Annotated in this window: 23 protein-coding genes; 8 read left to right on the top strand and 15 right to left on the bottom strand. The window is 71.8% G+C overall.

Going from position 1 to position 25,444, the window contains the following annotated elements; translation table 11 throughout:
* Positions 1 to 2: 2 nt before the first annotated feature.
* From ACYBSK_RS16975 to ACYBSK_RS16965, 3 genes are read right to left on the bottom strand one after another with little or no spacing between them, the layout of a single operon-like run.
* On the bottom strand, positions 3 to 812 hold the full coding sequence (locus tag ACYBSK_RS16975) for an FAD/NAD(P)-binding protein (RefSeq protein ID WP_460246692.1): 810 nt from the start codon (positions 810 to 812) through the stop codon (positions 3 to 5).
* Entirely contained in the window at positions 809 to 1,273 is a 465-nt protein-coding gene (locus tag ACYBSK_RS16970) for a Crp/Fnr family transcriptional regulator (RefSeq protein ID WP_460246691.1), read from the bottom strand. The genes ACYBSK_RS16975 and ACYBSK_RS16970 overlap by 4 nt, the downstream gene beginning before the upstream one ends.
* Positions 1,270 to 2,400: a 4Fe-4S dicluster domain-containing protein gene (locus ACYBSK_RS16965; protein ID WP_460246690.1), complete on the bottom strand. Its 1,131-nt coding sequence runs from the start codon at positions 2,398 to 2,400 to the stop codon at positions 1,270 to 1,272. The genes ACYBSK_RS16970 and ACYBSK_RS16965 overlap by 4 nt, the downstream gene beginning before the upstream one ends.
* Positions 2,401 to 2,719: 319 nt before the next feature.
* On the opposite strand from ACYBSK_RS16965, the gene ACYBSK_RS16960 reads away from it, so the two are divergent.
* From ACYBSK_RS16960 to ACYBSK_RS16950, 3 genes are all read left to right on the top strand, one after another.
* Complete coding sequence (locus ACYBSK_RS16960; RefSeq protein ID WP_460246689.1) at positions 2,720 to 5,113, top strand: glycoside hydrolase family 65 protein; 2,394 nt, start codon at positions 2,720 to 2,722, stop codon at positions 5,111 to 5,113.
* Positions 5,114 to 5,275: 162 nt separating this feature from the next.
* Positions 5,276 to 5,713, top strand: coding sequence for an NfeD family protein (locus ACYBSK_RS16955; protein ID WP_457477930.1), 438 nt, complete (start codon positions 5,276 to 5,278; stop codon positions 5,711 to 5,713).
* 29 nt (positions 5,714 to 5,742) lie between these two features.
* Positions 5,743 to 6,834, top strand: coding sequence for an SPFH domain-containing protein (locus ACYBSK_RS16950; protein WP_460246688.1), 1,092 nt, complete (start codon positions 5,743 to 5,745; stop codon positions 6,832 to 6,834).
* 71 nt (positions 6,835 to 6,905) lie between these two features.
* On the opposite strand, the gene aac(3) is transcribed toward ACYBSK_RS16950, so the two are convergent.
* Both aac(3) and ACYBSK_RS16940 read right to left on the bottom strand, forming a co-directional pair.
* Positions 6,906 to 7,754: an aminoglycoside 3-N-acetyltransferase gene (gene aac(3) / locus ACYBSK_RS16945; RefSeq protein WP_460246687.1), complete on the bottom strand. Its 849-nt coding sequence runs from the start codon at positions 7,752 to 7,754 to the stop codon at positions 6,906 to 6,908.
* A gap of 56 nt (positions 7,755 to 7,810) precedes the next feature.
* Positions 7,811 to 8,536, bottom strand: coding sequence for a dienelactone hydrolase family protein (locus tag ACYBSK_RS16940; RefSeq protein WP_460247046.1), 726 nt, complete (start codon positions 8,534 to 8,536; stop codon positions 7,811 to 7,813).
* A 221-nt stretch (positions 8,537 to 8,757) separates the two neighbouring features.
* On the opposite strand from ACYBSK_RS16940, the gene ACYBSK_RS16935 reads away from it, so the two are divergent.
* Positions 8,758 to 9,459 (top strand): GAF domain-containing protein, encoded by a 702-nt coding sequence (locus tag ACYBSK_RS16935; protein ID WP_460246686.1) that lies wholly within the window; start codon positions 8,758 to 8,760, stop codon positions 9,457 to 9,459.
* Between the two features lie 84 nt (positions 9,460 to 9,543).
* Here the strand turns inward: ACYBSK_RS16935 and ACYBSK_RS16930 are convergent, their stop codons facing one another.
* A complete protein-coding gene (locus ACYBSK_RS16930; protein WP_460246685.1) occupies positions 9,544 to 10,362 on the bottom strand; it encodes a SigB/SigF/SigG family RNA polymerase sigma factor in 819 nt (272 codons plus the stop codon).
* Between the two features lie 326 nt (positions 10,363 to 10,688).
* On the opposite strand from ACYBSK_RS16930, the gene ACYBSK_RS16925 reads away from it, so the two are divergent.
* Entirely contained in the window at positions 10,689 to 11,672 is a 984-nt protein-coding gene (locus tag ACYBSK_RS16925) for a GNAT family N-acetyltransferase (protein ID WP_460246684.1), read from the top strand.
* A gap of 201 nt (positions 11,673 to 11,873) precedes the next feature.
* Entirely contained in the window at positions 11,874 to 13,397 is a 1,524-nt protein-coding gene (locus tag ACYBSK_RS16920; protein WP_457477924.1) for a catalase, read from the top strand.
* Positions 13,398 to 13,462: 65 nt separating this feature from the next.
* On the opposite strand, the gene ACYBSK_RS16915 is transcribed toward ACYBSK_RS16920, so the two are convergent.
* The 7 genes from ACYBSK_RS16915 to ACYBSK_RS16885 all read right to left on the bottom strand — a co-directional run bounded on the left by ACYBSK_RS16915 (position 13,463) and on the right by ACYBSK_RS16885 (position 21,568).
* Entirely contained in the window at positions 13,463 to 14,392 is a 930-nt protein-coding gene (locus ACYBSK_RS16915) for a LysR substrate-binding domain-containing protein (RefSeq protein ID WP_457477923.1), read from the bottom strand.
* A gap of 39 nt (positions 14,393 to 14,431) precedes the next feature.
* Positions 14,432 to 15,265 (bottom strand): HpcH/HpaI aldolase/citrate lyase family protein, encoded by an 834-nt coding sequence (locus ACYBSK_RS16910; RefSeq protein WP_460246683.1) that lies wholly within the window; start codon positions 15,263 to 15,265, stop codon positions 14,432 to 14,434.
* Positions 15,262 to 16,437, bottom strand: a complete 1,176-nt coding sequence (locus ACYBSK_RS16905) for a CaiB/BaiF CoA transferase family protein (protein WP_460246682.1) — start codon at positions 16,435 to 16,437, stop codon at positions 15,262 to 15,264. Before ACYBSK_RS16905 ends, ACYBSK_RS16910 begins: the two co-directional genes overlap by 4 nt.
* 35 nt (positions 16,438 to 16,472) lie before the next feature.
* Positions 16,473 to 17,828 (bottom strand): GntP family permease, encoded by a 1,356-nt coding sequence (locus ACYBSK_RS16900; RefSeq protein WP_460246681.1) that lies wholly within the window; start codon positions 17,826 to 17,828, stop codon positions 16,473 to 16,475.
* A gap of 122 nt (positions 17,829 to 17,950) precedes the next feature.
* Entirely contained in the window at positions 17,951 to 18,748 is a 798-nt protein-coding gene (locus ACYBSK_RS16895) for a DeoR/GlpR family DNA-binding transcription regulator (protein ID WP_460246680.1), read from the bottom strand.
* Between the two features lie 64 nt (positions 18,749 to 18,812).
* Positions 18,813 to 20,171: a GntT/GntP/DsdX family permease gene (locus ACYBSK_RS16890; protein ID WP_460246679.1), complete on the bottom strand. Its 1,359-nt coding sequence runs from the start codon at positions 20,169 to 20,171 to the stop codon at positions 18,813 to 18,815.
* On the bottom strand, positions 20,168 to 21,568 hold the full coding sequence (locus ACYBSK_RS16885; protein WP_460246678.1) for a homoserine dehydrogenase: 1,401 nt from the start codon (positions 21,566 to 21,568) through the stop codon (positions 20,168 to 20,170). Before ACYBSK_RS16885 ends, ACYBSK_RS16890 begins: the two co-directional genes overlap by 4 nt.
* A gap of 202 nt (positions 21,569 to 21,770) precedes the next feature.
* Between ACYBSK_RS16885 and otnK the strand changes: the two genes are divergently transcribed.
* Both otnK and ACYBSK_RS16875 read left to right on the top strand, forming a co-directional pair.
* Positions 21,771 to 23,057 (top strand): 3-oxo-tetronate kinase, encoded by a 1,287-nt coding sequence (gene otnK / locus ACYBSK_RS16880; protein ID WP_460246677.1) that lies wholly within the window; start codon positions 21,771 to 21,773, stop codon positions 23,055 to 23,057.
* Positions 23,054 to 23,689 (top strand): class II aldolase/adducin family protein, encoded by a 636-nt coding sequence (locus ACYBSK_RS16875; RefSeq protein WP_457477915.1) that lies wholly within the window; start codon positions 23,054 to 23,056, stop codon positions 23,687 to 23,689. Before otnK ends, ACYBSK_RS16875 begins: the two co-directional genes overlap by 4 nt.
* A 99-nt stretch (positions 23,690 to 23,788) precedes the next feature.
* On the opposite strand, the gene ACYBSK_RS16870 is transcribed toward ACYBSK_RS16875, so the two are convergent.
* Positions 23,789 to 24,496, bottom strand: coding sequence for a polysaccharide deacetylase family protein (locus ACYBSK_RS16870; RefSeq protein ID WP_460246676.1), 708 nt, complete (start codon positions 24,494 to 24,496; stop codon positions 23,789 to 23,791).
* Between the two features lie 29 nt (positions 24,497 to 24,525).
* Positions 24,526 to 25,215 carry a glycoside hydrolase family 11 protein gene (locus ACYBSK_RS16865; protein WP_460246675.1) on the bottom strand — a complete coding sequence of 230 codons (690 nt, stop codon included), beginning with the start codon at positions 25,213 to 25,215 and terminating at the stop codon, positions 24,526 to 24,528.
* Positions 25,216 to 25,444: the final 229 nt, after the last annotated feature.

Here is a 25,444-nt window from a genome sequence, read left to right as displayed (position 1 = left end):
CGTCACAACTCCCTGATGGACATGAGGGCTTGGGCCCGCTCGTAGTCGAGGACGGGGCCGTCGCGGCACAGCAGGACGGGGCCGAGCTGGCAGTGTCCGCAGTGGCCGGTGGCGCAGCGCATGTTGCGTTCCAGGGAGACCCGGATCCGGTCGGGCGCCACGCCCCGGTGGACGAGATCGCGGGCGGTGGCCCTGATCATCGGCTCGGGTCCGCACACGAACGCGGTGGTGTGCGCCGGGTCGAAGCGGGCGCCGTCCAGGAGCCGCGTGACCAGGCCGATCTCGCCGCGCCAGGAGGTGTCGGGGTGGTCGACGGTGACACCGGTGTACGCCGTGGTCCACTTGCCGGTCTCCGCGCGGCAGATGAGGTCGGAGGGGGTGCGGGCGCCGATGAGGACATTGGTCCGGCCGTACGCGCCGGGTTCACGGGTCGCGTGCTGGATCAGCGGCCGCAGGGGCGCGAGTCCGATGCCTCCCGCGACGACCACGAGATCGCGCCCGAGCGCCTTCTCGACCTCCCAGGAGGTGCCGAAGGGGCCGCGCAGTCCGACCACCTCGCCAACCCGTTTGCCGCACAGCCCCGTTGAGACGGCGCCGACCGCGCGGATCGTGTGGGCGAGGCCGTCACCGGCCGTCGCGATCGCGCTGACGGAGACCGGTATCTCCCCCGCCCCGAACGCGTACACCATGGCGAACTGTCCGGGCGCGAAGCGGGCGAGGGGCGCTCCGATCGGGTCGAGGCGCAGTGTGACGGTGTCCGGTGTCTCGTCCCACCGCTCGACCACCTGGTACGGGGCGGGGACGGCGCTCATCGCGGCAGTCCGCTGCCGTGCGGGGCGTACAGGTCGAGGAGACGGATGCGGGCGGCCAGCAGGCGGTGGGCGAGCACCGCTCCCACCCAGTGCTCGACCTCCCGGCCGAAGCCGGCGTCGCTCGCGCAGAGCGCCCGGACCTCGGCGGCGTCGAACTCGTATGCGCGGACCGGACTCATGGTCTCGGCGCCCAGTTGCCAGACGTACGGCTCGAAGAGCCAGGACCAGCCGACGAGTTCGCCGAATCCCAGGGTTTCGATGACCGCCGGTCCCCTTCCGGGAACGTGCAGGTCGAGGGCGACGGTGCCGGTGCGGATGATCCAGAAGTGGCCCGCGTGCGCTCCCTCTTCGAGGATCCGGGCACCCTCGGGGAAGTTGACCAGCCGGGCCATTTCCATGAGGCGGGCCCCATGGGCACGGGAGAGCGCCTGCGTCATCCGGGGAGTCGTTGTCGCGATCATCGTGCGGCCTCCTCTGCCAGCGCCGCGACTTCCTCGGTGATGTCGATGCCGACGGGGCACCAGGTGATGCAGCGTCCGCAGCCGACACAGCCGGTGGAGTCGAACTGGTCGTGCCAGGTGGAGAGTTTGTGGGTGAGCCACTGCCGGTAGCGGCTGCGGGGTGTCGCGCGGACCGGCCCGCCGTGGAGTCGGGTGAAGTCGAGGTCGAAACAGGAGTCCCAGCGCTGCCAGCGCTCGGCGTGGTCGCCCGTGAGGTCGGTGACCTCCTCCGTGGTGGTGCAGAAACAGGTGGGGCAGACCATGGTGCAGTTGCCGCAGGTCAGACAGCGCGCGGCGACGTCGTCCCAGCGGTCGGCGTCCGGGTGCGCGCCGAGCAGGGCGCGCAGGTCGACCGGGGGCATGGCGCGGCCCATCCGGTCCCGGGCGGCGTCGACGGCCGCGCGGGCGGTCCCGGCCGTCTCCGGGTCGCCCGGGGTGTGCGGCACCTCGGCCAGGATCCGGGCGCCGTCCGCGCTGCCGACGCGTACGAGGAAGCGGTGGCCGTCGTCGTCGATCAGTTCCGTCAGGGCGAGGTCGAACCCGGCGTCGGCGCCGGGGCCGCTCCCCATCGACACGCAGAAGCACGTCTCGCCGGGCTCGGTGCAGTCGACGGCCACGAGGAACGCCTTCCCGCGGCGCGCCGCGTAGCCGTCGTCCTTGAAGTGGCCGCCGGCCAGGACCCGGTCCTGGATGGCGATGGCGCGCAGGTCGCAGGGGCGTACGCCGAGGAAGGCGTAGGTGGTCGGCTCCGCCGCGGGCGGTCGCACGGCGATCCGTCCGCTGTCGGGGTCCCGGTCCGCGTCCCACAGCTTCTCCCGCTGCGGGTGGAGGAAGCTCTTCCACGACTGGGGCCCGGAGGTGTGCGCGAAGACCGCGGTGTCCTGACGGCGCACCAACCGGTAGCGCCCGGCGTTCAGTTCGGTCCCCCACCCCCACGGCAGCGCCCCGGCGCCGTCCAGTTCGGCGAGCACCACGGCGCCGTCGCGCACGGTCGGTCCGACGACGGTGCGTCCTTCGGCCGCCAGGGCCGCGATCAGCGCGTCCAGCCCCTGCCGGTCGAGCACTGCCGTGGTTCCGGTGGCGTCCATGTCCGCCTCCTTCGTCGGATGCCCGGGTCCGTCTCCACTCTCGACGTGCGGTGGGTGCGGGGGTATGGGCCGAGCGGCCCTGATGGGGTGGTCGGGTCGGCCCGGCCACGCCTGATGTGCGGTGGCCGCGGCGCCCGGTCTCCGAAGTGCTGCGCGCCCCCCCTGACCACAGAGGCCGAACGTCCTCATCCGTGGCCGGGTCGGCCCTTCTTCCCGCCGCCGCCCCGTGCCACGGTGCACGTGATCCGTCGTCGTGAGGACGCGGCGCGGACCCGGTCGTCGGTGACCTGAGTGAACTGATCCTGGAGGAGGCCGCGCCGTGACCGATGGGACGTGGAGTTACGAAGGCTACGCGGCGGGCGAGGAGCGTCTCCGCGAATCGCTGTGCACGCTGGGCAACGGCTACTTCGCCACCCGGGGCGCTCTTCCCGAGTGCACGGCCGGTGAGATCCACTACCCGGGTACCTACGTCGCGGGCTGCTACGACCGCCTCACCTCCGTGGTCGCGGGTCACCGCGTGGGCAACGAGGACCTCGTCAACGTCCCCAACTGGCTTCCGCTGCGGTTTCGTTGCCGCGACGAGTCCGGCGCCGGGGCATGGCTCCACCCGGACACCTCTCACGTCGTCGAGCACCGCCTGCGCCTTCTCCTCGGCAGCGGTCTGCTGGAACGCCGGACCGTGTACGAGGACGCGGCGGGACGGCGCGTCGGTGTGCGGCAGCTCCGGCTGGTGCACATGGCCGATCCTCATCTCGCGGCGCTGCGCACGGAGTTCCACGCCGAGAACTGGACGGGAGAGCTGGAGGTGGAGTCCGCCCTGGACGGCGCGGTGCGCAACGCGGGCGTACCCCGCTACCGCGACCTCGACGGCCGCCACCTCGTGCACGGTCACAGCGGCACGGTCGACCCCGACCTCGTCTGGCTGCGCTGCCGCACCCGCACCTCCGACGTCCGCATCGCCCTCGCGGCACGCACCACCTGTCCCGAGGTCACGCAGACGTACGGGCACCTCACCGGCGAGCGCGCCGCCCAGCTGCTGTACGTGCCCCTGGAGCCGGGGCACACCGTCACGGTCGACAAGGTCGTCGCCCTGCACACCTCCCGGGACCCCGCCATCGGCGACCCGCTGCAAGCGGCCGTCGACCGGGCTCAGCGGGCCCGGCCCTTCGACGGCCTGCTCGACTCGCACCTCACGGCATGGGACCAGCTCTGGCGGCGCGCCGACCTGGACATGCCCGCCGAAGCGGGCCGCATCCTGCGGCTGCACCTCTTCCACGTGCTCCAGACCCTCTCGCCCCACACCGCCGACCTCGACGTGGGCGTACCGGCGCGCGGGCTGCACGGCGAGGCGTACCGCGGCCACGTCTTCTGGGACGAGCTGTTCGTCCTGCCGTATCTGAACCTGCACTTCCCGGAGGTTTCCCGCGCGCTGCTCACCTACCGGCACCGCCGCCTGGAGCGGGCCTGCCGCGCGGCGGACGACGCCGGCGGCCGGGGCGCCCTGTACCCGTGGCAGAGCAGCGGCGACGGCCGCGAGGAGACCCAGCGACTGCACCTCAACCCGAACTCCGGGCGCTGGCTGCCCGACCACACACATTTGCAGCACCACGTCGGCTCGGCCGTCGCCTACAACGTCTGGCGCTACTGGGAGGCCACCGGCGACGCCGAGTTCCTGCACACCAAGGGCGCCGAGATGCTGCTCCAGATCGCCCGCTTCTGGGCGGACACGGCCACCTACGACGACGCGCTTCGCCGGTATCGGATCCGCGGTGTGGTCGGCCCCGACGAGTACCACGACGCCTACCCGGACTCCGACCGGCCGGGGATCGACGACAACGCGTACACGAACGTGACCGCGGCCTGGGTGCTGACCCGCGCCCTGGAGCTGCTGGACCTGCTGCCCCCGCCGCGACGGCAGGAGCTCGCGGAGCGGATCGGTTTCGACGGCGGCGAGGCGGAGCTGTGGCGGGACGTCTCCCGGTCCCTGCACGTTCCGTTCCACGACGGGGTGATCAGCCAGTTCGCCGGGTACGAGCGACTGGCCGAGCTGGACTGGGAGGCGTACACGAAGAGGTACGAGGACATCCGCCGCCTCGACCGGATCCTGGAGGCCGAGGGCGACCGGGTCAACCGCTACCAGGCGTCCAAGCAGGCGGATGTCCTGATGCTCGGCTACCTGTTCCCACCCGCTGAACTCAGCTCCCTCTTCGCGCAGTTGGGGTACGCACTCGACGACGCCACGTGGCGGCGCACGGTCGATCACTACTTGCGCCGCACCAGCCACGGCTCGACCCTGAGCGGCCTCGTGCACGGCTGGGTGCTCGCTCGGGCCCGCCGCACCGGCGCCTGGCGCTTCGCCCACGAAGCACTGGTCGGGGACATCGCCGACATCCAGGGAGGCACCACCGGCGAGGGCATCCACCTCGGCGCGATGGCCGGCACCGTGGATCTGGTCCAGCGCGGCCTCACCGGCCTCGAAACACGCGACGACGCGCTGTGCCTGGATCCGGCGCCGCTTCGTGAACTGACCGGCTCCTCCTACGGGTTCACCCTCCACTACCGAGGCCACTGGGGCATCCGGCTGCGCATCCTCTCCGACCGCATGCACCTCACCGTGCCGGCCTCGGACCGCTCCCCCATCACGGTGCGCCTGCCGGACCGTGCCGTGCTGGTACAGCCAGGAGAAACGTGCGAACTGCTGCTGCCGGGGTGAGCGCGGGCGCCACCGACAACTTCGCGCGCCTTCGCGACGCAGATGGGCCGCGTCGGCGTCGCAGACCTCCTCATGAAGCTGATCGAGCCGGTTAAGCCTGTTCTGTCCGGTGTTCCAGACGGTAGCTTTGTGAAGAGGTCCCCCCGAGGGAGGCTGATCGCCATGCCATGGTTCATCTGGCTGCTCGCCGCCGTGGGTCTCGGCGCCGCGGAGTTCTTCACCCTGACGCTGGTCTTCGGGCTTCTGGCGGGCGCGGCGCTCGTGACCGCGGTGGTCGCCGGTGTGGGAGTGGGGCTTCTCGGCCAGTTCGTGGCGCTCGGCGTGTCGGCCGCGGCCGGCCTCCTCCTCGTCCGGCCTGTCGCGATGCGGCATCTGGCGCAGTCGCCCCTGACCCGCGAAGGCAGCGACGCACTGGTCGGCAAGCGGGCCGAGGTCATGCAGGAGGTCACGGCGACCCGTGGCCTGATCAAGCTCTCCGGCGAGGAATGGTCCGCTCGCGCCCTGGACGAGACCCAGGTGATCCCCGTGGGGGCGCTGGTCGACGTCATGGAGATCGAAGGGGCGACGGCTGTGGTCTATCCCCGCGAGCTCCTTCCGTAACCGGCCGACCGCTCATCACTGGAGGAAGCGTGGACCCCGTAGTCATCCCGATCCTGTTGGCGGCCCTCGTCGTCGTCTTCCTCGTGGCCGCCTCCGTGCGCATCGTGCCGCAGGCCCGCCGCTACAACATCGAGCGGTTCGGCCGCTACCGCCGCACCCTGCAACCGGGGCTGAACCTCGTCCTGCCCGTGGCCGACCGCGTCAACACCAAACTGGATGTGCGCGAGCAGGTGTACTCGTCCGACCCCAGACCCGTCATCACCGAGGACAACCTCGTGGTGAACATCGACACCGTGCTCTACTACCAGATCACCGACCCGCGGTCGGCGGCCTACGAGGTCGCCGACTACCTCCAGGCGATCGACCAGCTCACGGTGACCACGCTGCGCAACGTCATCGGCAGCATGGACCTGGAGGAGACGCTCACCTCCCGCGAGGAGATCAACACCCGGCTGCGGACCGTCCTCGACGACGCCACCGGCAAGTGGGGCATCCGCGTCAACCGCGTCGAGATCAAGGCCATCGACCCTCCGAACACGATCAAGGAAGCGATGGAGAAGCAGATGCGCGCGGAGCGCGACAAACGCGCCGCCATCCTGCACGCCGAGGGGGAACGCCAGGCGAAGATCCTCACCGCGGAGGGCACGAAGCAGAAGGACATCCTGGAGGCGCAGGGCACGCAACAGGCCATGATCCTGCGGGCGGACGGCGAGGCCAAGGCGGTGGAACGCGTCTTCCAGGCCGTCCACCGCAACAACGCCGATCCGAAGGTGCTGGCCTACAAGTACCTGGAGACGTTGCCGCACCTCGCGCAGAGCGACAACAACACCTTCTGGGTGATCCCGGGAGAGCTCACGGAAGCAGTGCGCACCGTCACCAAGGCCTTCGGGGACGAATCGACGTCGGGACCGCCCCGGAGCGCACAGGCCGACGAACCCCCTGCCGACGCAGCGGAGGAAGTCGGCACGCCGCAGATCGAGGCCGCACCGCCGAACACCGCCGCGGCGGCCGCCGACGAAGTCGCCAAACAGGCCGCCGCCGCGGTGAACGACGCGAAAGCCGAGGCCGAGGCCGCGCAGTCGACCGCCGCGCCGGGTCGGGGGCAGCGTTCCACCGGCTGAGCACCGGACTCCGACACTCCGTCCGAGCGGGACATCCCGGCGGCACGCTCCTTGCCCCGGGCTGCCGCCGCCTACCCCCTCAGCCTGGTGTCGATCCAGGTGGTGGCGTAGTCGATGACGTCCGGGGCATCGAAGAGATGGCTCTCGGCAGCGCCGACCCTGCCCCGTCGGCCGCAACCCGCGGCGAGCATGTCCCGGACGATGGCGTCGAACGGATCCTGTCCCTCGGGGACCACCGCCGAGTAGTCGAAGGCCCCGTTCTCCGAGTCGATGTCGTGGAAGCGGCGCCAGCGCCGGCGGCCCCGCACCACGATCGGCTGCTCGTACTCCACGAACCGCTTGCCGGGTGCGTCGGCGAGCGCTTCGGCGTGGTGCAGCAGCGTCATGGAGTCCAGGGGCGCACCGAGCATCAGGACCCGGCCACGGTGCGCTGTCAGCCGTGCGAGAGGGCTGCCAGGGCCGTGCGGATCGTCCCAGGGGTGGTCGGCCATCAGCTCCTCCGCTGCGGCTCCCAGCGCCGCGAAACTGACATCCGGATGACGGCTGCGCACGGCGCCGGGCCGACGGCGCAGCACCTCCGGGAGGCGTCCGTTGTCGTGATCGGCCTCGCTGAGGACCGGATCGTAGGCCGGATGGTCCGCGCGCACGGCGTCCTGCCAGTCCTGCGGCCAGGAGACGAAGTCGTACGGAGGCGCGTCGTTCCAGCCGCACGTCACCATCAGCGTTCCGCGCGCGCCGACGACGTCCTGGAGCGCGTCGATCACGGTCTGCGCCCCGCCGGCCACGTAGCCGAGGGCGGACATGCGGGTGTGGAACATGACGACGTCGCCCTCCCCGAGTCCGAGCGCGGCCAGGTCACGGCCCATCCGGCTACGGGTCACCGGACCGCCGGAGCGTCTGAGCAGGTCCATTGCGTCCATGCCGAGGAACGTACCCGTGTACGAGGGCCCACCGCCCCGTCCTTCGGCCGACCGGATCAGACGGTTGTGGGTACGCACTCGGCGAGCAGATCGACGACGTCACGCCACGCCCGCTGCGCGTGCCGCGGGTGATGGCCGACACCGGGGCGCACGGGGTGGTCGACCGGTGGGTGGTGGAAGGCGTGCAGGGCGCCGCCGTAGACCGCCAGGCGCCAGTCGACGCCCGCGGCCTGCATCTCGGCGGTGAACGCGTCCCGTTGCGCGGGCGGCATGATCGGGTCCTCCGATCCGACCCCAGCCCACACCGGGCAGCGGATGCGCGCGGCCTCGCCCGGTCGGCCCGTGGTCAGTGCGTTGACGGTCGCGATCGCGCGCAGGTCGACGCCGTCGCGTCCGAGTTCCAGCGCGATCGCGCCACCCGTGCCGTAGCCGACGGCGGCGATCCGGCCGGGGTCGGTCCGCGGTTCGGCGCGGAGCACGTCGAGCGCCGCGTGGCCGATGGCGCGCATCCGGTCGGGGTCCGCGAGCAGCGGCAGGCACCGGGCCAGCATCTCCTCGGGGTCGGTCAGACAGCGCCCGCCGTGGAGGTCGAAGGCCAGCGCCACGTATCCCAACTCGGCGAGCGCGTCGGCCCGGTGGCGTTCGACGTCGCTGAGCCCCACCCCCTCGGGTCCGACGAGTACCGCGGGCCGGCGGCCGGCACCGGCCGGGAGCGCGAGGTGCCCGACCATCGTCAGGCCGTCGGCCGCGTAGGCGATCGTGCGCGTTGTCACCGTCGTCACCGTCGTCATGAGCCCGGACTGTAGTGACCGCGGACTCCGGTCGGGCCGGTCCTCTGCCGTGGGCAGAACGCGACGTGCTCGCGCCGGTGTGCGGTCAGGTCCGGGTACCCAGCGCGTCGGCGCGCCTCCACACTGATGCTTTCCGGGGCCGCGGACAAACTTGCGTCGTACATGGGTACTGGGGTGGCAGCAATGGAGTGTCGATGCGGGGAGCGGTCCCGATGAGTGAGCGGTTGACGGCGGCGCAACAGGTCCTTGCCGCCGCGCGCCGTGCGGAGGTGGGCCGGCAGTTGCCGACGGTGCTGTGCCGGGCCCTGTGCGAGGCGCTGCCCGTCGACGGCGCGGCCCTGTCCTGGCTCACGGATACGCCGTACCGGCAGCTGGTGGGGGTGAGTGACGAGCGTGCCCTGCATGTGGAGGAGGCGGAGTTCCTCGCCGGGGAAGGCCCTTGTGTCTCCGCCGCGGTGACGGACCGCGCGGTCCTGGTCAACGACATGTCGCAGCCTCTCGCGCGGTGGCCGATGTTCCAGGCCTGCCTGTACGAACGGAGCAGATACGGCGCGGTGTACGCCTTCCCGCTCCGTTTCGACTCGAAGGTGTTCGGTACCGCCCTGCTGCTGTGCGAGCGGCCCTGCCTCGTCGTGCCGGAGGCGATGAATCAGGCCTCGCTCGCCGTCGGCGCCACGGCCGAGGCGCTGCTGCCGGACTTCTGGCAGCTGCTCGCGCGGGGCACGCTGCCGGCGTGGGAGCCCGCCGACCTCCTCGAGACCCACTGGGTCACCACGCACGCGGCCTCCGCCCGGCTCGCCGAACGGCTGAGTCTGCCCGTCGAGGAGGCGCTGACCAGGCTGCGCGCCCGCGCCTTCGCCAGCGGGCGCCCGCTGGCGAGCATCGCCGCCGACATCCTCGCCCCGGACTTCTGACCGGACTTCTGACCGGACTTTGAACCGGCACCCCGATTTCCTCAGGGGGCCGGTTCGGTCAGGAGGTCGTCCGCGTCGGTGCTCTCAGGCGGCCTGCGCATGGTCGGCGGAACGGTCGGCGGACCGGTCCGCGGATCCGGTGGCCACCGCGCGCACCCGTGCGCAGCTGCGCGTGATCAGGCGGGAGACATGCATCTGGGACACGCCGATCTTCTCCGCGATGCGGGACTGCGTCATGTCCTCGAAGAACCGCATGTAGAGGATCTCGCGTTCCCGCTCGGGCAGCAGGCGCAGGCCCTCCTTCACGGATTCGCGGTCGGTGATGGTGTCGTAGGCCTTGTCCGTGACCCCGAGGGTGTCGGCGAGGCTGACTCCGTCGCCGGCCGCGCCGAGTTGAGCCTCCAGGGACAGCGTGCTGTGGCTTTCCAGCGCCGCGATGCCCTCGCGGGTCTCCTCCACGCTCAGGCCCGCCCTCGCGGCCATCTCCTCGATGGTGGGTTCCTCCCGCTCACCGGGCTCGGCCTGGAGCTCCCTGCGGGCGCTGCGGACCTTGTTGCGCAGATCCTGCACGCGGCGCGGGACGTGCACGTCCCAGCTGTGGTCACGGAAATGGCGGCGCAGTTCACCGGTGATGGTGGGCACCGCGTAGGACTCGAAGGCGCCGCGCCCCGGCTCGTACCGGCTGATGGCCTTGACCAGGCCGAGCGCGGCGACCTGCCGGAGGTCGTCCAGGCTTTCGCCCTTGTTGCGGTACCGGGCGGCCAGGCGTTCGGCCATCGGCAGCCATGCCTCGACCAGTTCTTCCAGCAGGACGTCGTACTCGGGGCCCTCCGCGGCCTCCGCCAGTCGGTAGAAGGCCTCAACGGTGTCCGGAGCGTCGTCGTGGGAGTGCTGAGTAGGCATAGTCGAAGTGCTCCTTGGATTACTGGACGTCAGAACACCAGCAACGCCCCGGAAGGCCGCTCAGATGGACCTCTCCCGCTGCTGGTTCGCGCCTGTTGTCCCAAGCACTGATGAACCGCCTGCCCCTCGACCCTACGAGCAAACAGCGGCACTCGCCCGTCTTGCACACAGTCGGTCACCACCCGTGCGGGCGGGGCGGAAATACTTCGTTGTCCTGTCCATGCACCCCTGGCAGGATCACTCGCGGTCGGCGCGCCGCGTGCCGGCCGTGCGACCCGGCCGGCCGTTGTCGGCGACCGGCGCACGTGCACGTGAAAGGTGCCTGAATGACATTCCTCAGCGGTACGGCTTCCCGGTTCTCCGCCGTGGCGGGGCCCGGTGCGGAGCTCGACCGGGTGCTGGACCTCGGCTCGCAAGAGCCCGTGTGGCGGCTGTCGGCAGCCGCGTACCGGGCGGAGGCCGCACAGCGGATGTACCGGCCGGAGTGGACCTGGGCCGTCTGGGGGCCGGACGGGCGGGTGCTGGCGCGCGCCCTGTGGTGGGGGCAGAGCGACAGCGCGCACCCCCTCGCGCTCGACTGCCTCGCCGTGGCCGACGAGGTGCCCGCCGCCGAGCGGGCCGTACTGGGCGCCGCTCTCCTCGACGCCGCCCACGCGGCGTTCCGGGCGGCGGGCGCCGAGGCCGCGCCGCTCTACAACCTCATGAAGCTGCCCGGCTCGTGGCGGGAGGACCCCGCGCACGTCGCCGCGGTGGCCTGGCGCCAGGAGGCGGCCCGCCGCGCGGGGCTGACCGTCGAGGTGGAGCGGTTGCAGTTCGAGTGGACGCCCGAGGCCCCGCTGCCCGCCGAGCCCGAGCGGCTGGTGTTGTCGCCGGAGCCGGACGACGAGGTCTTCCTCCGGGCGATGCTGCGGGTTGCCGAGGGCACGCTCGACGCGCACACCGTCGAGAGCGAAGCGGCCGTCGGGCGGGAGGCCGCCGCCCGCGAGAGCCTGGCCTTCTACCTCGACCGCCCCGGCAAGCGGGACTGGTGGCGCCTCGCCCACACCCCCGACGGCGCCCTGGCCGGCCTCGCGATCCCGTCGGCCACGCCCTACAGCCGCAACGTCGGCTACCTCGGCGTCGTCCCCGAGCTGCGCGGCCGGGGTCTCGTGTCGGAGATCCTCGCCGCCCTCACCCGTTTCCAGGCCGCGGACGGCGCGGACCGGATCACCGCCACCACCGACCTCGGCAACCGGCCGATGGCGGATGCCTTCACCCGTGCCGGGTACCGCACGACGGAAGTACGGCTCATCTTCTCCGCGCCCAGGTGAGGTGAAGTCCCGCTGCCGGGGTACAGGGGAGGTCGCGGTGGCTCGAATGGCCAGGTCCGGCGAGAGGCAGCAAGATGGTCTCGTCGTCGGTCTGCCCGGTGTGTCCCTCCGGATGCGTTCCGCTCGAAAAGAGCTTCCGGGGCTCACTCGGCCAGAGCGCCGCGGCGTAGAGCGACCCCCGTCGAGAGGCACGCACAGCTCATGAGCGACCCCACAGCCAAACCCACCACCACGGATGCCGGCATCCCGGTCGAAAGCGATGAGCACTCGCTGACGGTCGGCGCCGGCGGGCCGATCCTCCTCCAGGACTCGTATCTGATCGAGCAGATGGCGCAGTTCAACCGGGAGCGGATTCCGGAGCGGCAGCCGCATGCCAAGGGCAGCGGCGCCTTCGGGCACTTCGAGGTCACCGCGGACGTCAGCGCCTACACCAAGGCCGCGCTGTTCCAGCCCGGTACGCGCACCGAACTCGTGGCCCGCTTCTCCACGGTCGCCGGGGAGCGCGGCAGCCCGGACACCTGGCGCGACCCCCGCGGTTTCGCGGTGAAGTTCTACACCACCGAGGGCAACTACGACATGGTGGGGAACAACACCCCGGTGTTCTTCATCAAGGACCCGATGAAGTTCCAGCACTTCATCCGGTCCCAGAAGCGCCGCGCGGACAACAACCTCCGCGACCACGACATGCAGTGGGACTTCTGGACCCTCTCGCCCGAGTCCGCCCACCAGGTCACCTGGCTGATGGGCGACCGGGGCATCCCCCGCTCCTGGCGCCACATGAACGGCTACACGTCGCACACCTACATGTGGATCAACGCCCAGGGCGAGCGGTTCTGGGTGAAGTACCACTTCAAGACCGACCAGGGCGTCGAGTGCTTCACGCAGCACGAGGCGGACCAGATGGCCGCGGCCGACACGGACTACCACACGCGGGACCTCTTCGAGCACATCCGCGACGGCGAGTACCCGAGCTGGACGCTGCACGTGCAGGTCATGCCGTACGAGGACGCGGCCACGTACCGCTTCAACCCGTTCGACCTGACCAAGGTCTGGCCCCACGCGGACTATCCGCTCATCGAGGTCGGCAAGATGACCCTCGACCGCAATCCCACGGACAACCACGCGGAGATCGAGCAGGCGGCGTTCCAGCCGAACAACCTGGTCCCCGGCATCGGCCCGAGCCCCGACCGGATGCTGCTCGGCCGGCTGTTCTCGTACGCGGACGCGCACCGGCACCGCATCGGCGGCAACTACCAGCAGCTGCCCGTCAACGCGCCGGTCGCGCCCCTGCACACGTACTCCAAGGACGGGGCGATGGCCTTCCGGAAGGCCCAGGACCCGGTCTACGCGCCGAACTCCAAGGGCGGCCCGGCGGCCGACACCGAGCGCTACGGCACGCCGCCGAGCTGGTACGCGGACGGTGACATCACCCGCGCCGCCTACGTCGACCACGCCGAGGACGACGACTGGGGGCAGGCGGGCACCATGGTGCGCGAGGTCTTCGACGACGCCGCGCGCGACCGCTTCGTCGACAACGTCGTCGGTCACCTGCTCAACGGCGTGAGCGAGCCGGTGCTCAAGCGGGCCTTCGAGTACTGGTCCAACGTCGACCGGTCCATCGGTGAGCGCATCGAGCAGGGGGTGCGCGCCAAGGCCGACGAGAAGGACCCGAAGGCGGCGGAGCAGGGCAACCCCGCGCGCAGCAGCATGCAGGACAAGGCCTGAGACCCGAGGTCTGAACCCGCGTCACGTACGGCCGGGCCGTGACGGCCCGGCCGTACGTGTGCCGGTCACGCCGGGCGGATGCCGGGCCACCGGCCGGTGGCCGCCAGTTCCCGGGTGACCTCGACGATGCCGCGACGCACCGCCACGACGGGTTCGCTCGGCTCGTAACGGTCGGTGGCCGTGCGGACGGCGATGTGGCGGCGCAGCGCCGGGTCGACGATGCGGCGCACGCCGAGGCCCGGCTGGGTGCCGTGCACCGCGACCACCGAGCGCGGCAGGATCGTGCAGGCCTCGCCGCTTTCGGCGATGCGGATCAGGGTGCCGAGCGATTCCACGTCGCCCACGTTGTTCTGCGCCAGTCCGCGCGCGGCGAACGCCCGGTCCACCAGGGCCCGCAGGTTGCTGCGCGCCCCCGGCGTCACGAGCGGCACCCCCTCCAGATCGCGCAAGGACACCTCGTCCGGACTGTCCGGGGCCGGGTCCGGATGCCCGATGAGATACAACTCCTCGGAGTAGAGCGGGAGTTCACCCGCGCGCGGCGCGTCGTCCTCACGGTAGACGGCGGCCAGGTCGAGGCGCCCGGCGAGCAGCAGTTCGTGGACGTAGCCGCTCATCGACTCGAAGAGTTGCAGGTGGATGCCGGGGTAATGGGCGCGGACCCAGGAGAACAGGGCGGGTGCGAGCGGCGCGGTCACCGTGGTGGGCAGACCGATGGCGACCGGGCCGTGGACCGGCTGGCGGCCGCCGGTGATGTCCTGTGCGAGCCGGTCGAACTGCCGCACCAGTTGCTGGGCGTCCCGGTAGAGCGTCTGCCCCCGTGGCGTGGGCCGTACGCCGCGCGGCCCGCGGTCGAGCAGCCGCACCCCGAGGTGTGTCTCGAGCTGGGCCATGCGCTGGCTGACGGCGGGCTGCGACACGTGCAGCACACCGGCGGCCCGGGAGAGGCTGCCGGCGTCGACGACGGCGATGAAGTCGCGCAGCTGGGCGATGTCCACGGGGCGTTCGGGGCTGCCTTCCGGCTCAGGAGTACGGGCTCAGGGTCTGCTGGACCGGGCGTCGGAGGCGGCCCGGTGGAGGATCCGCCGGGCCCGTTCGACGACCGGCCGGTCGATCATCTCACCGTCCACCGTCGCCGCCCCTTCGTGGCCCGCGGCGAGCACCCGCCGGGCCCAGCCCACCTCCTCCTCGGTGGGGGCGAAGGCGGCCCGCACGTGCGGGAGTTGGGCCGGGTGGATGCAGAGCTTGCCGCCGAAGCCCCAGGCCCGGCCGCGCGCCGCCGCCCGGGTCACGGCGTCGGGGTCGCGGACGGCCGTGGTGACTCCGTCGACGGGGGCGGGACGTCCGTTCGCCGCGGACCAGCGGACCAGGTCGGCGCGGGCGGAGTCCAGCGCCCGGTCGTCGGACACACCGAGGTCGAGGGCGAGGTCGATGCTGCCGAACAGCAGCCGGACGCCGTCGGGTTCGGCCGTGATGGTGTCGAGGTGGACCAGTCCGCGCGCGGTCTCGATCAGCGGGAGTACGCGGGTGCCGCTCGCCTGCGCCGTGTGCCGCACCTGCGCCGCGGACTCGGTCTTGGGCAGCACGACGGCGGCGGGCGCCAGGGCCCGGCACACGGCGAGGTCGTCCTCGTACTCGGCGGTGCCGGGCCCGTTGATCCGCACGGTCACGGGCACGTCGGCGTCCCGGGGCCAGGCGGCGCGCAGCCGCTCACGGGCGGCCGCCTTGTCGTCCGCGGCCACGGCGTCCTCGAAGTCGACGACGACGGCGTCGGCGCCGCTGGCGGCCGCCTTCGCGAACCGTCCGGGGTGTGTCGCGGGGACGAACAGCCAGGTCACCGCCGTGGCCAGGGGGTTGGTGGGGTGGCTCATGCGGCGCCCCGGGCGGTGAGCGCGTCGATCTCGGCGTCGGCCAGGCCGGCCTCGGCGAGAATGGCCCGGGTGTGCTCGCCGAGGGCGGGCACCGGGTCCATGCGGGGGGTGTCGTCGACCAGTCCCGGCGGGGCCAGCGCGGGGACGGCGCCGGCCGGGGTGCCCACCTCGTGCCAGCGGCCGCGGGCGGTCAGCTGCGGGTGCTCCCACACCTCGGCCAGCGAGTTGACGCGGGCGTGCGCCACCGGGACGGCCGCCAGCAGCTCGACGGCCTCGGCGGCGGTGAGCTCGGCGAACCGCGCCGCGATGATCGCGCCCAGGGCCTCCCGGTGCGCATTGCGGGCGGCGTTGCCCGCGTAGTCCGGGTGCGTCGCCAGCTCCGGGCGCTGGAGGAAGCGTTCGCAGAAGGCCGCCCATTCGCGCTCGTTCTGGATGCACATCATGACGACCTTGTCGTCCCCTGCGGTGAAGGGACCGTACGGGTAGATGGTGGCGTGCGCCGCACCGGCGCGCGGCGGCGGCTCGGCGCCGTCGTACGCGTAGTACAGGGGGAAGCCCAGCCACTCCACCGTGGCCTCCAGCATCGACACGTCGACATGGACGCCCTCGCCGGTGCGTCCGCGTTCGAGCAGAGCGGCGAGGATCGCGCTGTAGGCGTACATGCCGGCGGCGATGTCGGACACGGAGATGCCCACCTTCGCCATCTCCTCCACGCTGCCCGTCACCGAGAGCAGCCCGGACTCGCTCTGCACCATCAGGTCGTACGCCTTCGCGGTGGCGTACGGGCCGGGAGAGCCGTAGCCGGAGATGTCGCAGACGATCAACCGCGGGTGTGCGGCGTGCAGTTCGGCCCAGCCGAGGCCGGCCCGCTCGGCGGCGCCGGGGGCCAGGTTCTGCACGAAGACGTCGGCGTCGGCGAGCAGCCGGCGCAGGACGTCCATGCCCTGCGGGTCCTTGATGTCGAGGGTGAGCGATTCCTTGTTGCGGTTGACCCACACGAAGTGGGAGCTGAGTCCGCGCACGCGGCTGTCGTAGGCGCGGGCGAAGTCTCCGGCGCCCGGCCGCTCCACCTTGATGACGCGGGCGCCGAGGTCCGCGAGCTGCCGGGTGGCGTACGGGGCGGCGATGGCCTGTTCGAGCGAGACGACGGTGAGGTCGCGGAGGGGCTGCATGTGCTTCTTTCTCTCGACGGGGCGGCGCGCGGCTGTCACACCACGAAGCTCACGGCGATGACCAGGACCAGCGAGACGACCGAGGCGAGCGCGGTCACGAAGGTGAGTGCCTTGAGGGCGCCCCGGGTGGTCACGCCGAGGAGCGGCTGGAACATCCAGAAGAAGTTGCTGTTCACCTGGAGGGCGAAGAGCGAACCGGAGCCGATCGCGAGCGCCAGCACGGCGGGTGGCACGGCGAGGTCGCCCATGATCGGGGCGATGATCCCGGCGGCGGCGATGGCGGCGACGCCGATGGAGCCGATGGCCAGGTGGAGTACGGCGGCGACCAGCCACACGAGCAGGATCGTGAGCACCGTGGACATGCCCGCGTCGGCGGAGAAGATCCCGGAGAGCACCTTGTCGAGGCCGGTCTTGCCGATGACGGCGCCGAGCGATCCGCCCACACCGGTGACCAGCAGGATCTGTCCGGTGCTGTGGAAGCCCTCGGTCACCGCCCGGTCCACGCGCTCGGTGGTGAGCACCCGCTTGGCCAGGGCGTACGCACCGACCAGGCCGGCGAACAGCGCGAACGCCGGGTTGCCGAGGAAGGCGAGGAGATCGGACTTTACGCCCGCGGCGTCGGCGACGGCGCCGGTGGCGATGAGCAGCAGCGGAACGACGATCGGCAGCAGCGAGAGGTACAGCGGCGGCTGCGGGCGGACCGCGTCCTGGCCGTGGTCCGAGGCGGCTTCGGCATCGGTCTCGGCGTCGGTGCCGACGGCCGCTTCGTCGGTGGCCGCGTTCCACAGGCCGGCGCGCAGCAGCCGCCCGTAGAGGAACACGGTCAGCAGGGCCGCGAGCGGGCCGAGGACGAAGCCGTACACCAGCATGGTGCTGAGCGGCACGTGCAGCAGTCCGGCGACCGCGAGGGTGCCGAGGCCCGGGACGACGAAGACGTAGCCGACGAGGATGCCGGCGCTGAGCGCGCCGCCCATCATCGGCAGTCCGTGGCGTCCCATGCGGGGCGCGGCCGACTTGGCGAGCGGGGCGGCGAGGACGAGTTGGACGTCCACGTAGATGGAGGGGAAGACGGCGCTGAGGGCGCCGGCGAGGGCGTAGGGGAGCTTTCCGGGGCCGAGGACGCGCATCAGTTTCTCGACCAGTTTCTGCAGGGCTCCCATGGAGTTGAGCAGGGAGCCGAGCAGGACGCCGAAGCCGATCAGCAGGCCGACCTCGGCCATGATCTCGCCGAAGCCGTCGACGATCGTCTCGATGGTGCCCTCGAAGCCGAGGCCGGTGGCGACACCGAGGTAGAGCGAGCCGATGACCAGGGCGATCACCGGTTCCACCTTGGGCACCAGAATGAGCAGGACAACCACGAGGATGGCTATCGCGGTGTGCAGAGCTGTCACGGGGTTCCTCTCACCACGTCGTGAGTTGATGAGAGGGAAACACGGTGATCAGCGGCGCGGAAGGCAGGAATCCGCGATGGGGGTATCAGGCGTCCTTATGGGACCGCGACGGTCGGCCGGCGCTACGGCTGCGGCTGCGCCAGGTGCAGCTCGCAGCCGTTCTCGCGGATGCCGGTGGCCGCGCCCTCGGCCAGGGCGTTGTCGGTGATCACGGTGTCGAACGCCGTGAGCGGAGCCACCCGGTACTTGCCGAACGTGCCGAACTTCGACGAGCCCGCCACCAGGACCGAGGCGGCCGCGGACTCCATGGCCGCCTGCTTGACGTCGACCTTGGGTTCCGAGGGGGTGGTGACCCCGCGCAGCAGGTCCCAGGAGCTGGTGCTGATGAAGGCGAGGTCGAGGGCGAGCTGGCGCAGGGTCGCGGCGCCGAGGCGGCCGACGCTGGACCGGTTCGCCATGTCGATGCGGCCGCCGGTGTGCACGACGTCGAGGTGGGGCGAGGCCATGAGCTGCTCGGCGGTGGCGAAGTCGTTCGTCACCACGGTGAGTTCGCTCAGGCGTGCCAGCTCCGGGACCATGGCGAGCAGGGTGGTGCCCGCGTCGAGGTAGACGGTCATTCCCTCGGTGACCAGGCGGGCGGCCTCGCGCGCCATGGCCCCCTTGGCGGGCTGCTCGACGCGGGTCTTGTCCTGGAAGCTGGGTTCCGTACTGACGTGGCTGGCGATCCTGACGCCGCCGGGCACCGAGAAGACCAGCCCTTGGCGTTCGAGTTCGGCGATGTCCCGCCGCACCGTCATGTGGGAGACCTGGAAGAGCTGCGTGATCTGCTGGACGCTGAGCACGCCCTCCTTGCGCAGATGGCGCAGGAGGTGCTCGCGCCGCTGGTCCGGGATGAGCGGCAGGTGCTGCTGAGCGGTCATCGTCACCCTTCTCCGAAATTCGTACGCGACGTTAGCCGATGATCGACCGCGCTCCGGCGGCGACTCAGCCTCCGACGAACGTGCTGAGCAGCAGGACACCGCCGAGGCTGAGCAGGGACTGGAGCGACAGCATGAGGGTCCAGGTGCGGAACGTCTGGGACACGGACAGCTGGAAGTACTCCTTGAAGAGCCAGAATCCGGAGTCGTTGACGTGGGAGAGCATCACGGCGCCGGAGGCCGTGGCGAGCACCATGAGCTCCGGCGAGGTGCCCGGATACGCGGCGAGCAGCGGTGCGACGATGCCGGTCGCGGCGGCGGTGGCGACGGTGGCCGAGCCGAGGCAGATGCGCAGGAGCGCGGCGACGAGCCAGGCCAGCAGCAGGGGTGGTACGGCCCAGTCGACGGCGTAGTCCGAGATGATCTTGTCGATGCCGGTGGCGGTGAGCATGGCCTTCAGGCCGCCGCCCGCGCCGAGGATGAGGACGATCGCCCCGACGGGGCCGAGTCCCTTGCCGGCCATCTTCTGCAACTGCCCAAGGCCGAACCCGGAGCGCAGGCCCAGCGCGAAGAACGCGAAGACGACGGCGGCGAGCAGCGAGAGGACCGAGGAGTCGCAGGCCTCGAAGAAGGCGTACGGCAGGGTGCCCTCGGTGGTGCGTGCCGTGCCCAGGGTGCCGATCAGCATGAGGCCGGGCGGCAGCAGCACGGTGATGAGGGCCAGGGTGAAGGAGACCGGGCGCCGCCGGCTGTCCGGGGCGGGGTCGGGCTGGGGCACGGGCCCCTTGTCGAGATCGGGGGCGGGCCCGAACCAGCGGGAGGCGAACCGGGTCAGCAGCGGCCCGGTGACGATGGCCAGCGGGATGCCGATCATGAGGCCGTACAGGATGGTGAGCCCGGTGTTCGCGTCGTACGCGGACACCGCCAGGGTCGGCGACGGGTGCGGCGGCAGCAGGCCGTGCGAGACGTAGAGGCCCGCGGCCATGGGCAGACCGACGTACAGCAGGTGGGAGCCGGTGCGCTTGGCGACGGCGTAGACCAGCGGGACGAGCATCACGAAGCTGACGTCGAACAGGTGCGGCATGCCGATGAGCAGGGCCGCCGCGGTGATCGCGGTGGGGATCCACTTCACGGGGCGCGCGCCGATGAAGACGGTGGCGATGCGGTCGGCGCCGCCGGAGCCGAGCAGGATGCCGCCGAGCAGGGTGCCCAGGCCGATGGTGGGGCCGCTGCTGGCGAGGGCGTCGCCGAAACCGTCCTGGAAGTGCTCGACGGTGGTGCCCGGACCGATGCCCGCGGCGAGCCCGAGGCCCAGCGCGGAGAGGGTGAGGGCGAGGAACGGGTGGAGCTTGAACTTGGTGATGAGCACGACGAGCACGACGACGGCCGCGGCGCCGAGCAGCAGGTGCTGGACGTCGGTGCTCAACGCTGCACCGCCGATGCGGTGCGGCGGGCCGCGCGGCCGGCCGTCCAGGCCCGGGTGAGCGCTTCGTCGGCGTCGGCGAGGTCGCCGAGGCGGACGAGTTCCCCCGCGGCGACGGGCCGGGCCAGCGTGGTGTGGGCAGCGAGGTAGAGCGGAGCGATGTCCTCGGGGGTGTCCTCGTCGCGCAGCAGCACGGCCTGGACGCCGGTGACGTCGTGGTGGTGGCCGCCCATGTCGAGGACGGTGCCCGCCGGGAGGTCCTGGCGGGCACGGCCGCCGAGGACGGCGTGGCCGCGCGGGTCGGTGCCGCCGGAGGGGCGCTGGTGCAGGACCGCGGAGAGCAGCGACAGCGGGGTCTCGACGCCCATCAGGTGGTACGGGAGGTAGACGGCGGCGTATCCGCCGTCGCGGCTGACGACGTGTCCCTTGCCGCGCAGTGTCTCCCACGTCTCGGTGTCCCCGGTGCGTACGACGACGAAGACGCCGCCCGCGAAGGACGCCTCTCCGGGCAGGCGCAGGGCGCTGAACACGTCGACGGCGCCGGGCCGGCGCAGGACGCCGCCGTCCTCGCGCAGCCGGTAGATGTCGGCGAGCTCGGCGGTCCGGGCCACGGGGTAATGGAGCAGCTCGGTGTCGGGCTTGAATCCGGTGTTGGTGGCGACGACCGCCATCTCGCAGTAGTCGGCGGTGGCGCCCTGGGGCAGCGCGGCGACGGCGGCGGCTCGGGCTTCGAGCGTCGCCGCGACGTCGTCGCCGAGCGTGAGCAGGCCCGCGAGTTCGGGGGCGGGGACGGTGGTGTCGAGCTGGGTCACCGTGCCGCGCTCGGGGTCGAGGACCAGGTCGTACTCGCTCGACTTGCCGATGGCCACGATGTCGAGGCCCAGGAGCTGCGCCCAGGTGACCAGGCCGATGAGGTTGGCGGGCTGGTCGCCGTCGGCGGTGGTGTAGACGAGGCCTTCCCGGGCGGCGAGCTCGGCGAGGTGCAGTCCGGCGACGGAGTCGACCTCCTTGCTGACCATGGCCACGTGGCGGCCACCGCGCAGGGCTTCCTCGGCCATGGTGTATCCGTGGACGGGGCTGCCGGTCGCCTCCACGAGGATGTCCCAGTCGGCGGCGCCGAGGAGGGACCCGTCGGCGACCAGGGCGATGTGCCCCTCGTCCCGGGCCCGGACGACGGCGGCGGCGTCCGCGCAGTCGGTCAAGCGGTCCGTGTCGTAGCCGAGGTCAACCAGCATGGCGCGCAGGCGCGGCAGGTCGCGGTCGCACAGGACGGCCGGTTCCAGGGCGTCGATCCGGCGGGTCTGGGCGAGGAGGGTGCGGGCGAATCCGCCGCCGGCGCCGGAGAGCGCGTAGCGCACGTTCCGGCCCTTGGTGGCGGCGAACAGGTGGTGCAGATTCATGGCCCTCCTCAGTGAGTGCTCATAGGCAGGGGTGACCCCGGTGCTCCGGCACGTGGGTCGTCCGACGGTGGCGTGAACTGATCCCATCGGTTAACAACATGTATCAGGCATTCTCATGGGAGTAAAGGTTGTTAACATAACTTCACATGCACGGTCGGCAGGTTCACACCTGCCGTCACACCCACCGCACCTTGGAGGTCCGATGCCACTGCTCGGGGCCATCGCCGACGACTTCACCGGCGCCACCGATCTCGCCACCATGCTCGTCGCCCGCGGTTTCCGGACGGTGGTCGCGGTCGGCTCCGCCGGCCTGACCGGCGACGGGCCCGCCGCCGCGGAGGTGCGGCAGGCCGATGCCGTCGTGGTCGCCCTCAAGACACGCACCAACCCGGTCGACGAGGCGGTCCGCGAGTCCACCGAGGCCCTGCGGGCCCTGCGGGACGCGGGCTGCCGGCGGTTCTACTTCAAGTACTGCTCGACGTTCGACTCCACCCCCGAGGGCAACATCGGCCCGGTGAGCGACGCCCTCCTCGACGCCCTGGGAGAGAGCGCGACCGTCGTCGTCCCGGCCTTTCCTGCGACGGGCCGCACCGTCTACAAGTCGCGCCTGTTCGTGGGCGACGAGCTGCTCGACGAGAGCCCGATGCGCGACCATCCGCTCACCCCCATGCGCGACGCGCACGTCGGACGGCTCCTCGCGCCCCAGACCCGGCGCCCCGTGCGGTCCATCGACCTCGACACCGTGCGCTCCGGCCCCCGGGCGCTGCGCGACGCCCTCGCCGACCCGCGGTTCGCCGACGCCCTCACCGTCGTCGACGCCACCCGCGACGACGACCTGCGGACCATCGCCGCGGCGACGAGCGACATGCCCCTGATCACCGGCGCGGCCGGCCTCGCCCTGGGGCTGACGGGCCCGCACGAGGGGACCGCGCGCGCCACCGCCGCCTCCGCTCCCGGCGCCCCGGGGGCCGTTCTCGCCGGCAGCGCGTCCGCCGCCACGCGCGCCCAGGTCGCCGACGCGCAGCAACACCTCCCGCACCGGGGGCTCGACATCGCTGCGCTGCGCTCGGACTTCGCGGGGACGGTGGCCGGGCTCGTCGACTTCGCGCGTGACTGCTGGCGCCGCGACGCCGCCCTGCCCCCACTCATCTACGCGGTCGCCTCCCTCTCGGACCTCGAACACGACACCCCGCCGGGCGCGACCCCCGCCTCCGAACTCGTCGAACGGGCGCTGGCGGAGTGCGCCACGCGTCTCGTCGACGCGGGCGCGAGGCGTCTGCTGGTCGCCGGCGGAGAGACCTCCGGGGCCGTCACCACCGCGCTCGGGTGCCGCACCCTGCGCATCGGTGAGCAGATCGCGCCGGGTGTCGCCTGGGCCCGCACCGAGCCGGGGGCGGGCGGGGCGGCCGACGGCATCGACCTCGCCCTCAAGTCCGGCAACTTCGGCGGCACGGACATCTTCACCACGGCCTGGGGCCACCTCGCATGAGTCTTCGCCACGAACTCGCCGCCGCAGGCGCCCACTTGGCGTCGCTCGGCCTGAGTCCCGGCTCGTCCGGGAACCTCAGCGTCCGTGAGGGCGACCGGGTCCTCATCACACCCACCGGCGCCGACCTCGCCGCGGTCGACCCCGACGGCCTGACCACGCTGGACCTGAACGGCGCGCACCTCGACGGGCCCCGCCCGTCGAAGGAGTTCCCCCTGCACACCGCCTTCTACCGGCGCGACCCCGAGGCCAGGGCCGTCGTCCACCTGCATTCGCGTCAGGCCGCGGCGGCGTCCTGCCTGCCCGCGTGGTCCGCGCGCAGCGCCCTGCCCCCGCTCACCCCCTACTTCGTGATGCGCGTGGGACAGACCCCGCTCCTCCCCTACGCTCCCCCGGGCGACGCCGAACAGGCCGCCGAGCTGGAGCGGTTGCCGTTCCCGTTCCGCGCCGCGCTGCTGCAGAACCACGGTCCGGTGGTGTCCGGGACCACGGTCCGCGCGGCCGTCGACACCGCCGTGGAGCTGGAGGAGACCGCCGCTCTCCTCCTCACCCTGGGCGAACGTCAGGCCCGGCTGCTCACACCACACGAGGCACAGCACCTCGCCGCCGCGTACGGCACCTCGTGGACCGGCTGACCGCTCCCGGTGGAAGGTGTCGCCCTGAACGGCCACGGCCCGGCCGGGAGTTGGTGTGTCCCGGCCGGACCGCGGCCTTGGGTCAGTCGCTCGGTGGTGTCACGACGGGGCCACCGCGCGGCCGGTCTGCGGGGAGATCATGCCCGCGCACAGGCCGCGGGCGGCGAGCCCCTGCGCGATGCGGGGGACGGCGGCGCGGGTGTTGGCGGACCAGTCGTGCAGGAGGATGACCTGGCCGTTGGTGAGCCGTCCCGCGGCCTGCACGATGGCGTCGGTGCTCGCCCCGTTCCAGTCCTGCGAGTCGACGTCCCAGATGACCTGCGTCAGGCCGTACTTCGCGGCGACGGACGCGACCGTCGCGTTGGTCTCGCCGTACGGCGGACGGAACAGCCGGGGCGTGCCGCCTCCTCCGGCGGCGATGGCCTGCTGGGTCCTGGCGATCTCGGAGTCGATCTGCGCCTGCCCGAGCTGCGTCAGGTGAGGGTGGGTGTAGCTGTGGTTGCCGACCCACATCCCGGCCGCGACCTGGGCGCGCACCAGGGACGGGTTGGTGGCGGCGTACTGGCCCTGGTTGAACATGGTGGCGCGCAGACCGCTCTGCCGGAGCGTGTCCAGCAGAGCCGGTGTGGTGGCGGCCGACGGGCCGTCGTCGAAGGTGAGTCCGACGTATCCGGTGCAGGCCGCCGCGGGCTGCGCGGTGGCGGTGGCTCCGACGGTGAGGCTGCTCGCCCCGACCGCGGTGACGACGGCCAGCTTCAGCAACCGGGAGCGTAAGGGTCGCGACGGGAGGTCTGGTCTCGGTTTCATGGGGGGATCCTCCGGTGTGGGGGGAGGGCTCAGCTCACGGTGATCGTGGAGCTGCCGCTGCTCTGGTAGCCCTCGGTCGCCATGATCATGTAGTAGTTGAAGCTGCCGAGGGGCATCCCCGCGCGGCTCCAGGCGTCGAAGTGGTTCCCCGTGGTGATGCTGCCGCCGGTGCGCTTCGACTGCCGGACGCTCCAGTACTGGTTGAAGGTCCTGGTGCCCTCGACGGACGGGGCGTTGTACCGCGTCGTCTGGTAGATGTCGTACGTGCCGCCGTCGCTGGTGACGGTGCCCTTGTAGGTGCCCGTGGGCCGGTAGGTGCCCCAGTTGTCGACGATGTAGTACTCGACGAGCGGGTTCGCGGTCCAGCCGTACAGCGTCAGGTAAGCGTTGCCGGACAGGCTGAAGCTGCCCGAGTAGTTCACGGTCCTGCGGGAGCCGTTGCCCCAGCCCTTGCCGGCCACGAAGTTCCCGGTGTTCCGCCACGACGTGCTGTAGCGGCCGCCGGAGGACAGGGTCATCGAGACCGTGCCGGGCGCGTCGGTCCAGAACGAGTAGTAGTAGCCGTTGTTGGTGCCGGTCTGGTTGGTCGTGATCGTCGTGTCCGCGTGGGCGGTGCCCGGCACGGTCAGCGCCGTGGCGCTCAGGGCCGCGGCTCCGGCGGTGCCGATGAAGGCGCGGCGGCTCAGGGGTGGGACGGGGGCCTTGTTGTTCGAGTTCATGCTTCCTCCTGGTGGGGCCTGCGAGAGGCTGCACAGCCATTGAGGTGCGTGTCGACGCCGATAGGTTGGTCCTGGCCCTGAGGGCTGTCAACTGTTTCGGCAGAGCGGACGAAACTCTTTATTCGCGACCGATCTTTGCGATCGCCCGTCACAGCAGTTCAAGTACACAACGCCGGTCTCCGAGCGGCGGCGGATTCGCGGTGATCGACATCAACGATCGGGCCGCCAG

The sequence above is a fragment of the Streptomyces sp. BYX5S genome, assembly GCF_054724165.1.
Note: the sequence above shows the minus strand (reverse complement) of the source record. Positions and strands in the feature narration are given on the sequence as shown.

Excerpts from the sequence above, each read along its gene's own strand:
- ACYBSK_RS16875 (WP_457477915.1), top strand. The coding sequence starts at position 23,054 with ATGAGTCTTCGCCACGAACTCGCCGCCGCAGGCGCCCACTTGGCGTCG.
- ACYBSK_RS16970 (WP_460246691.1), bottom strand. The coding sequence starts at position 1,273 with ATGATCGCGACAACGACTCCCCGGATGACGCAGGCGCTCTCCCGTGCC.
- ACYBSK_RS16895 (WP_460246680.1), bottom strand. The coding sequence starts at position 18,748 with ATGACCGCTCAGCAGCACCTGCCGCTCATCCCGGACCAGCGGCGCGAG.
- ACYBSK_RS16920 (WP_457477924.1), top strand. The coding sequence starts at position 11,874 with ATGAGCGACCCCACAGCCAAACCCACCACCACGGATGCCGGCATCCCG.
- ACYBSK_RS16975 (WP_460246692.1), bottom strand. The coding sequence starts at position 812 with ATGAGCGCCGTCCCCGCCCCGTACCAGGTGGTCGAGCGGTGGGACGAG.
- ACYBSK_RS16955 (WP_457477930.1), top strand. The coding sequence starts at position 5,276 with ATGCCATGGTTCATCTGGCTGCTCGCCGCCGTGGGTCTCGGCGCCGCG.
- ACYBSK_RS16865 (WP_460246675.1), bottom strand. The coding sequence starts at position 25,215 with ATGAACTCGAACAACAAGGCCCCCGTCCCACCCCTGAGCCGCCGCGCC.
- ACYBSK_RS16905 (WP_460246682.1), bottom strand. The coding sequence starts at position 16,437 with ATGCAGCCCCTCCGCGACCTCACCGTCGTCTCGCTCGAACAGGCCATC.
- ACYBSK_RS16885 (WP_460246678.1), bottom strand. The coding sequence starts at position 21,568 with ATGAATCTGCACCACCTGTTCGCCGCCACCAAGGGCCGGAACGTGCGC.
- ACYBSK_RS16925 (WP_460246684.1), top strand. The coding sequence starts at position 10,689 with ATGACATTCCTCAGCGGTACGGCTTCCCGGTTCTCCGCCGTGGCGGGG.
- ACYBSK_RS16965 (WP_460246690.1), bottom strand. The coding sequence starts at position 2,400 with ATGGACGCCACCGGAACCACGGCAGTGCTCGACCGGCAGGGGCTGGAC.
- ACYBSK_RS16935 (WP_460246686.1), top strand. The coding sequence starts at position 8,758 with ATGAGTGAGCGGTTGACGGCGGCGCAACAGGTCCTTGCCGCCGCGCGC.
- ACYBSK_RS16870 (WP_460246676.1), bottom strand. The coding sequence starts at position 24,496 with ATGAAACCGAGACCAGACCTCCCGTCGCGACCCTTACGCTCCCGGTTG.
- ACYBSK_RS16930 (WP_460246685.1), bottom strand. The coding sequence starts at position 10,362 with ATGCCTACTCAGCACTCCCACGACGACGCTCCGGACACCGTTGAGGCC.
- ACYBSK_RS16910 (WP_460246683.1), bottom strand. The coding sequence starts at position 15,265 with ATGAGCCACCCCACCAACCCCCTGGCCACGGCGGTGACCTGGCTGTTC.
- otnK (WP_460246677.1), top strand. The coding sequence starts at position 21,771 with ATGCCACTGCTCGGGGCCATCGCCGACGACTTCACCGGCGCCACCGAT.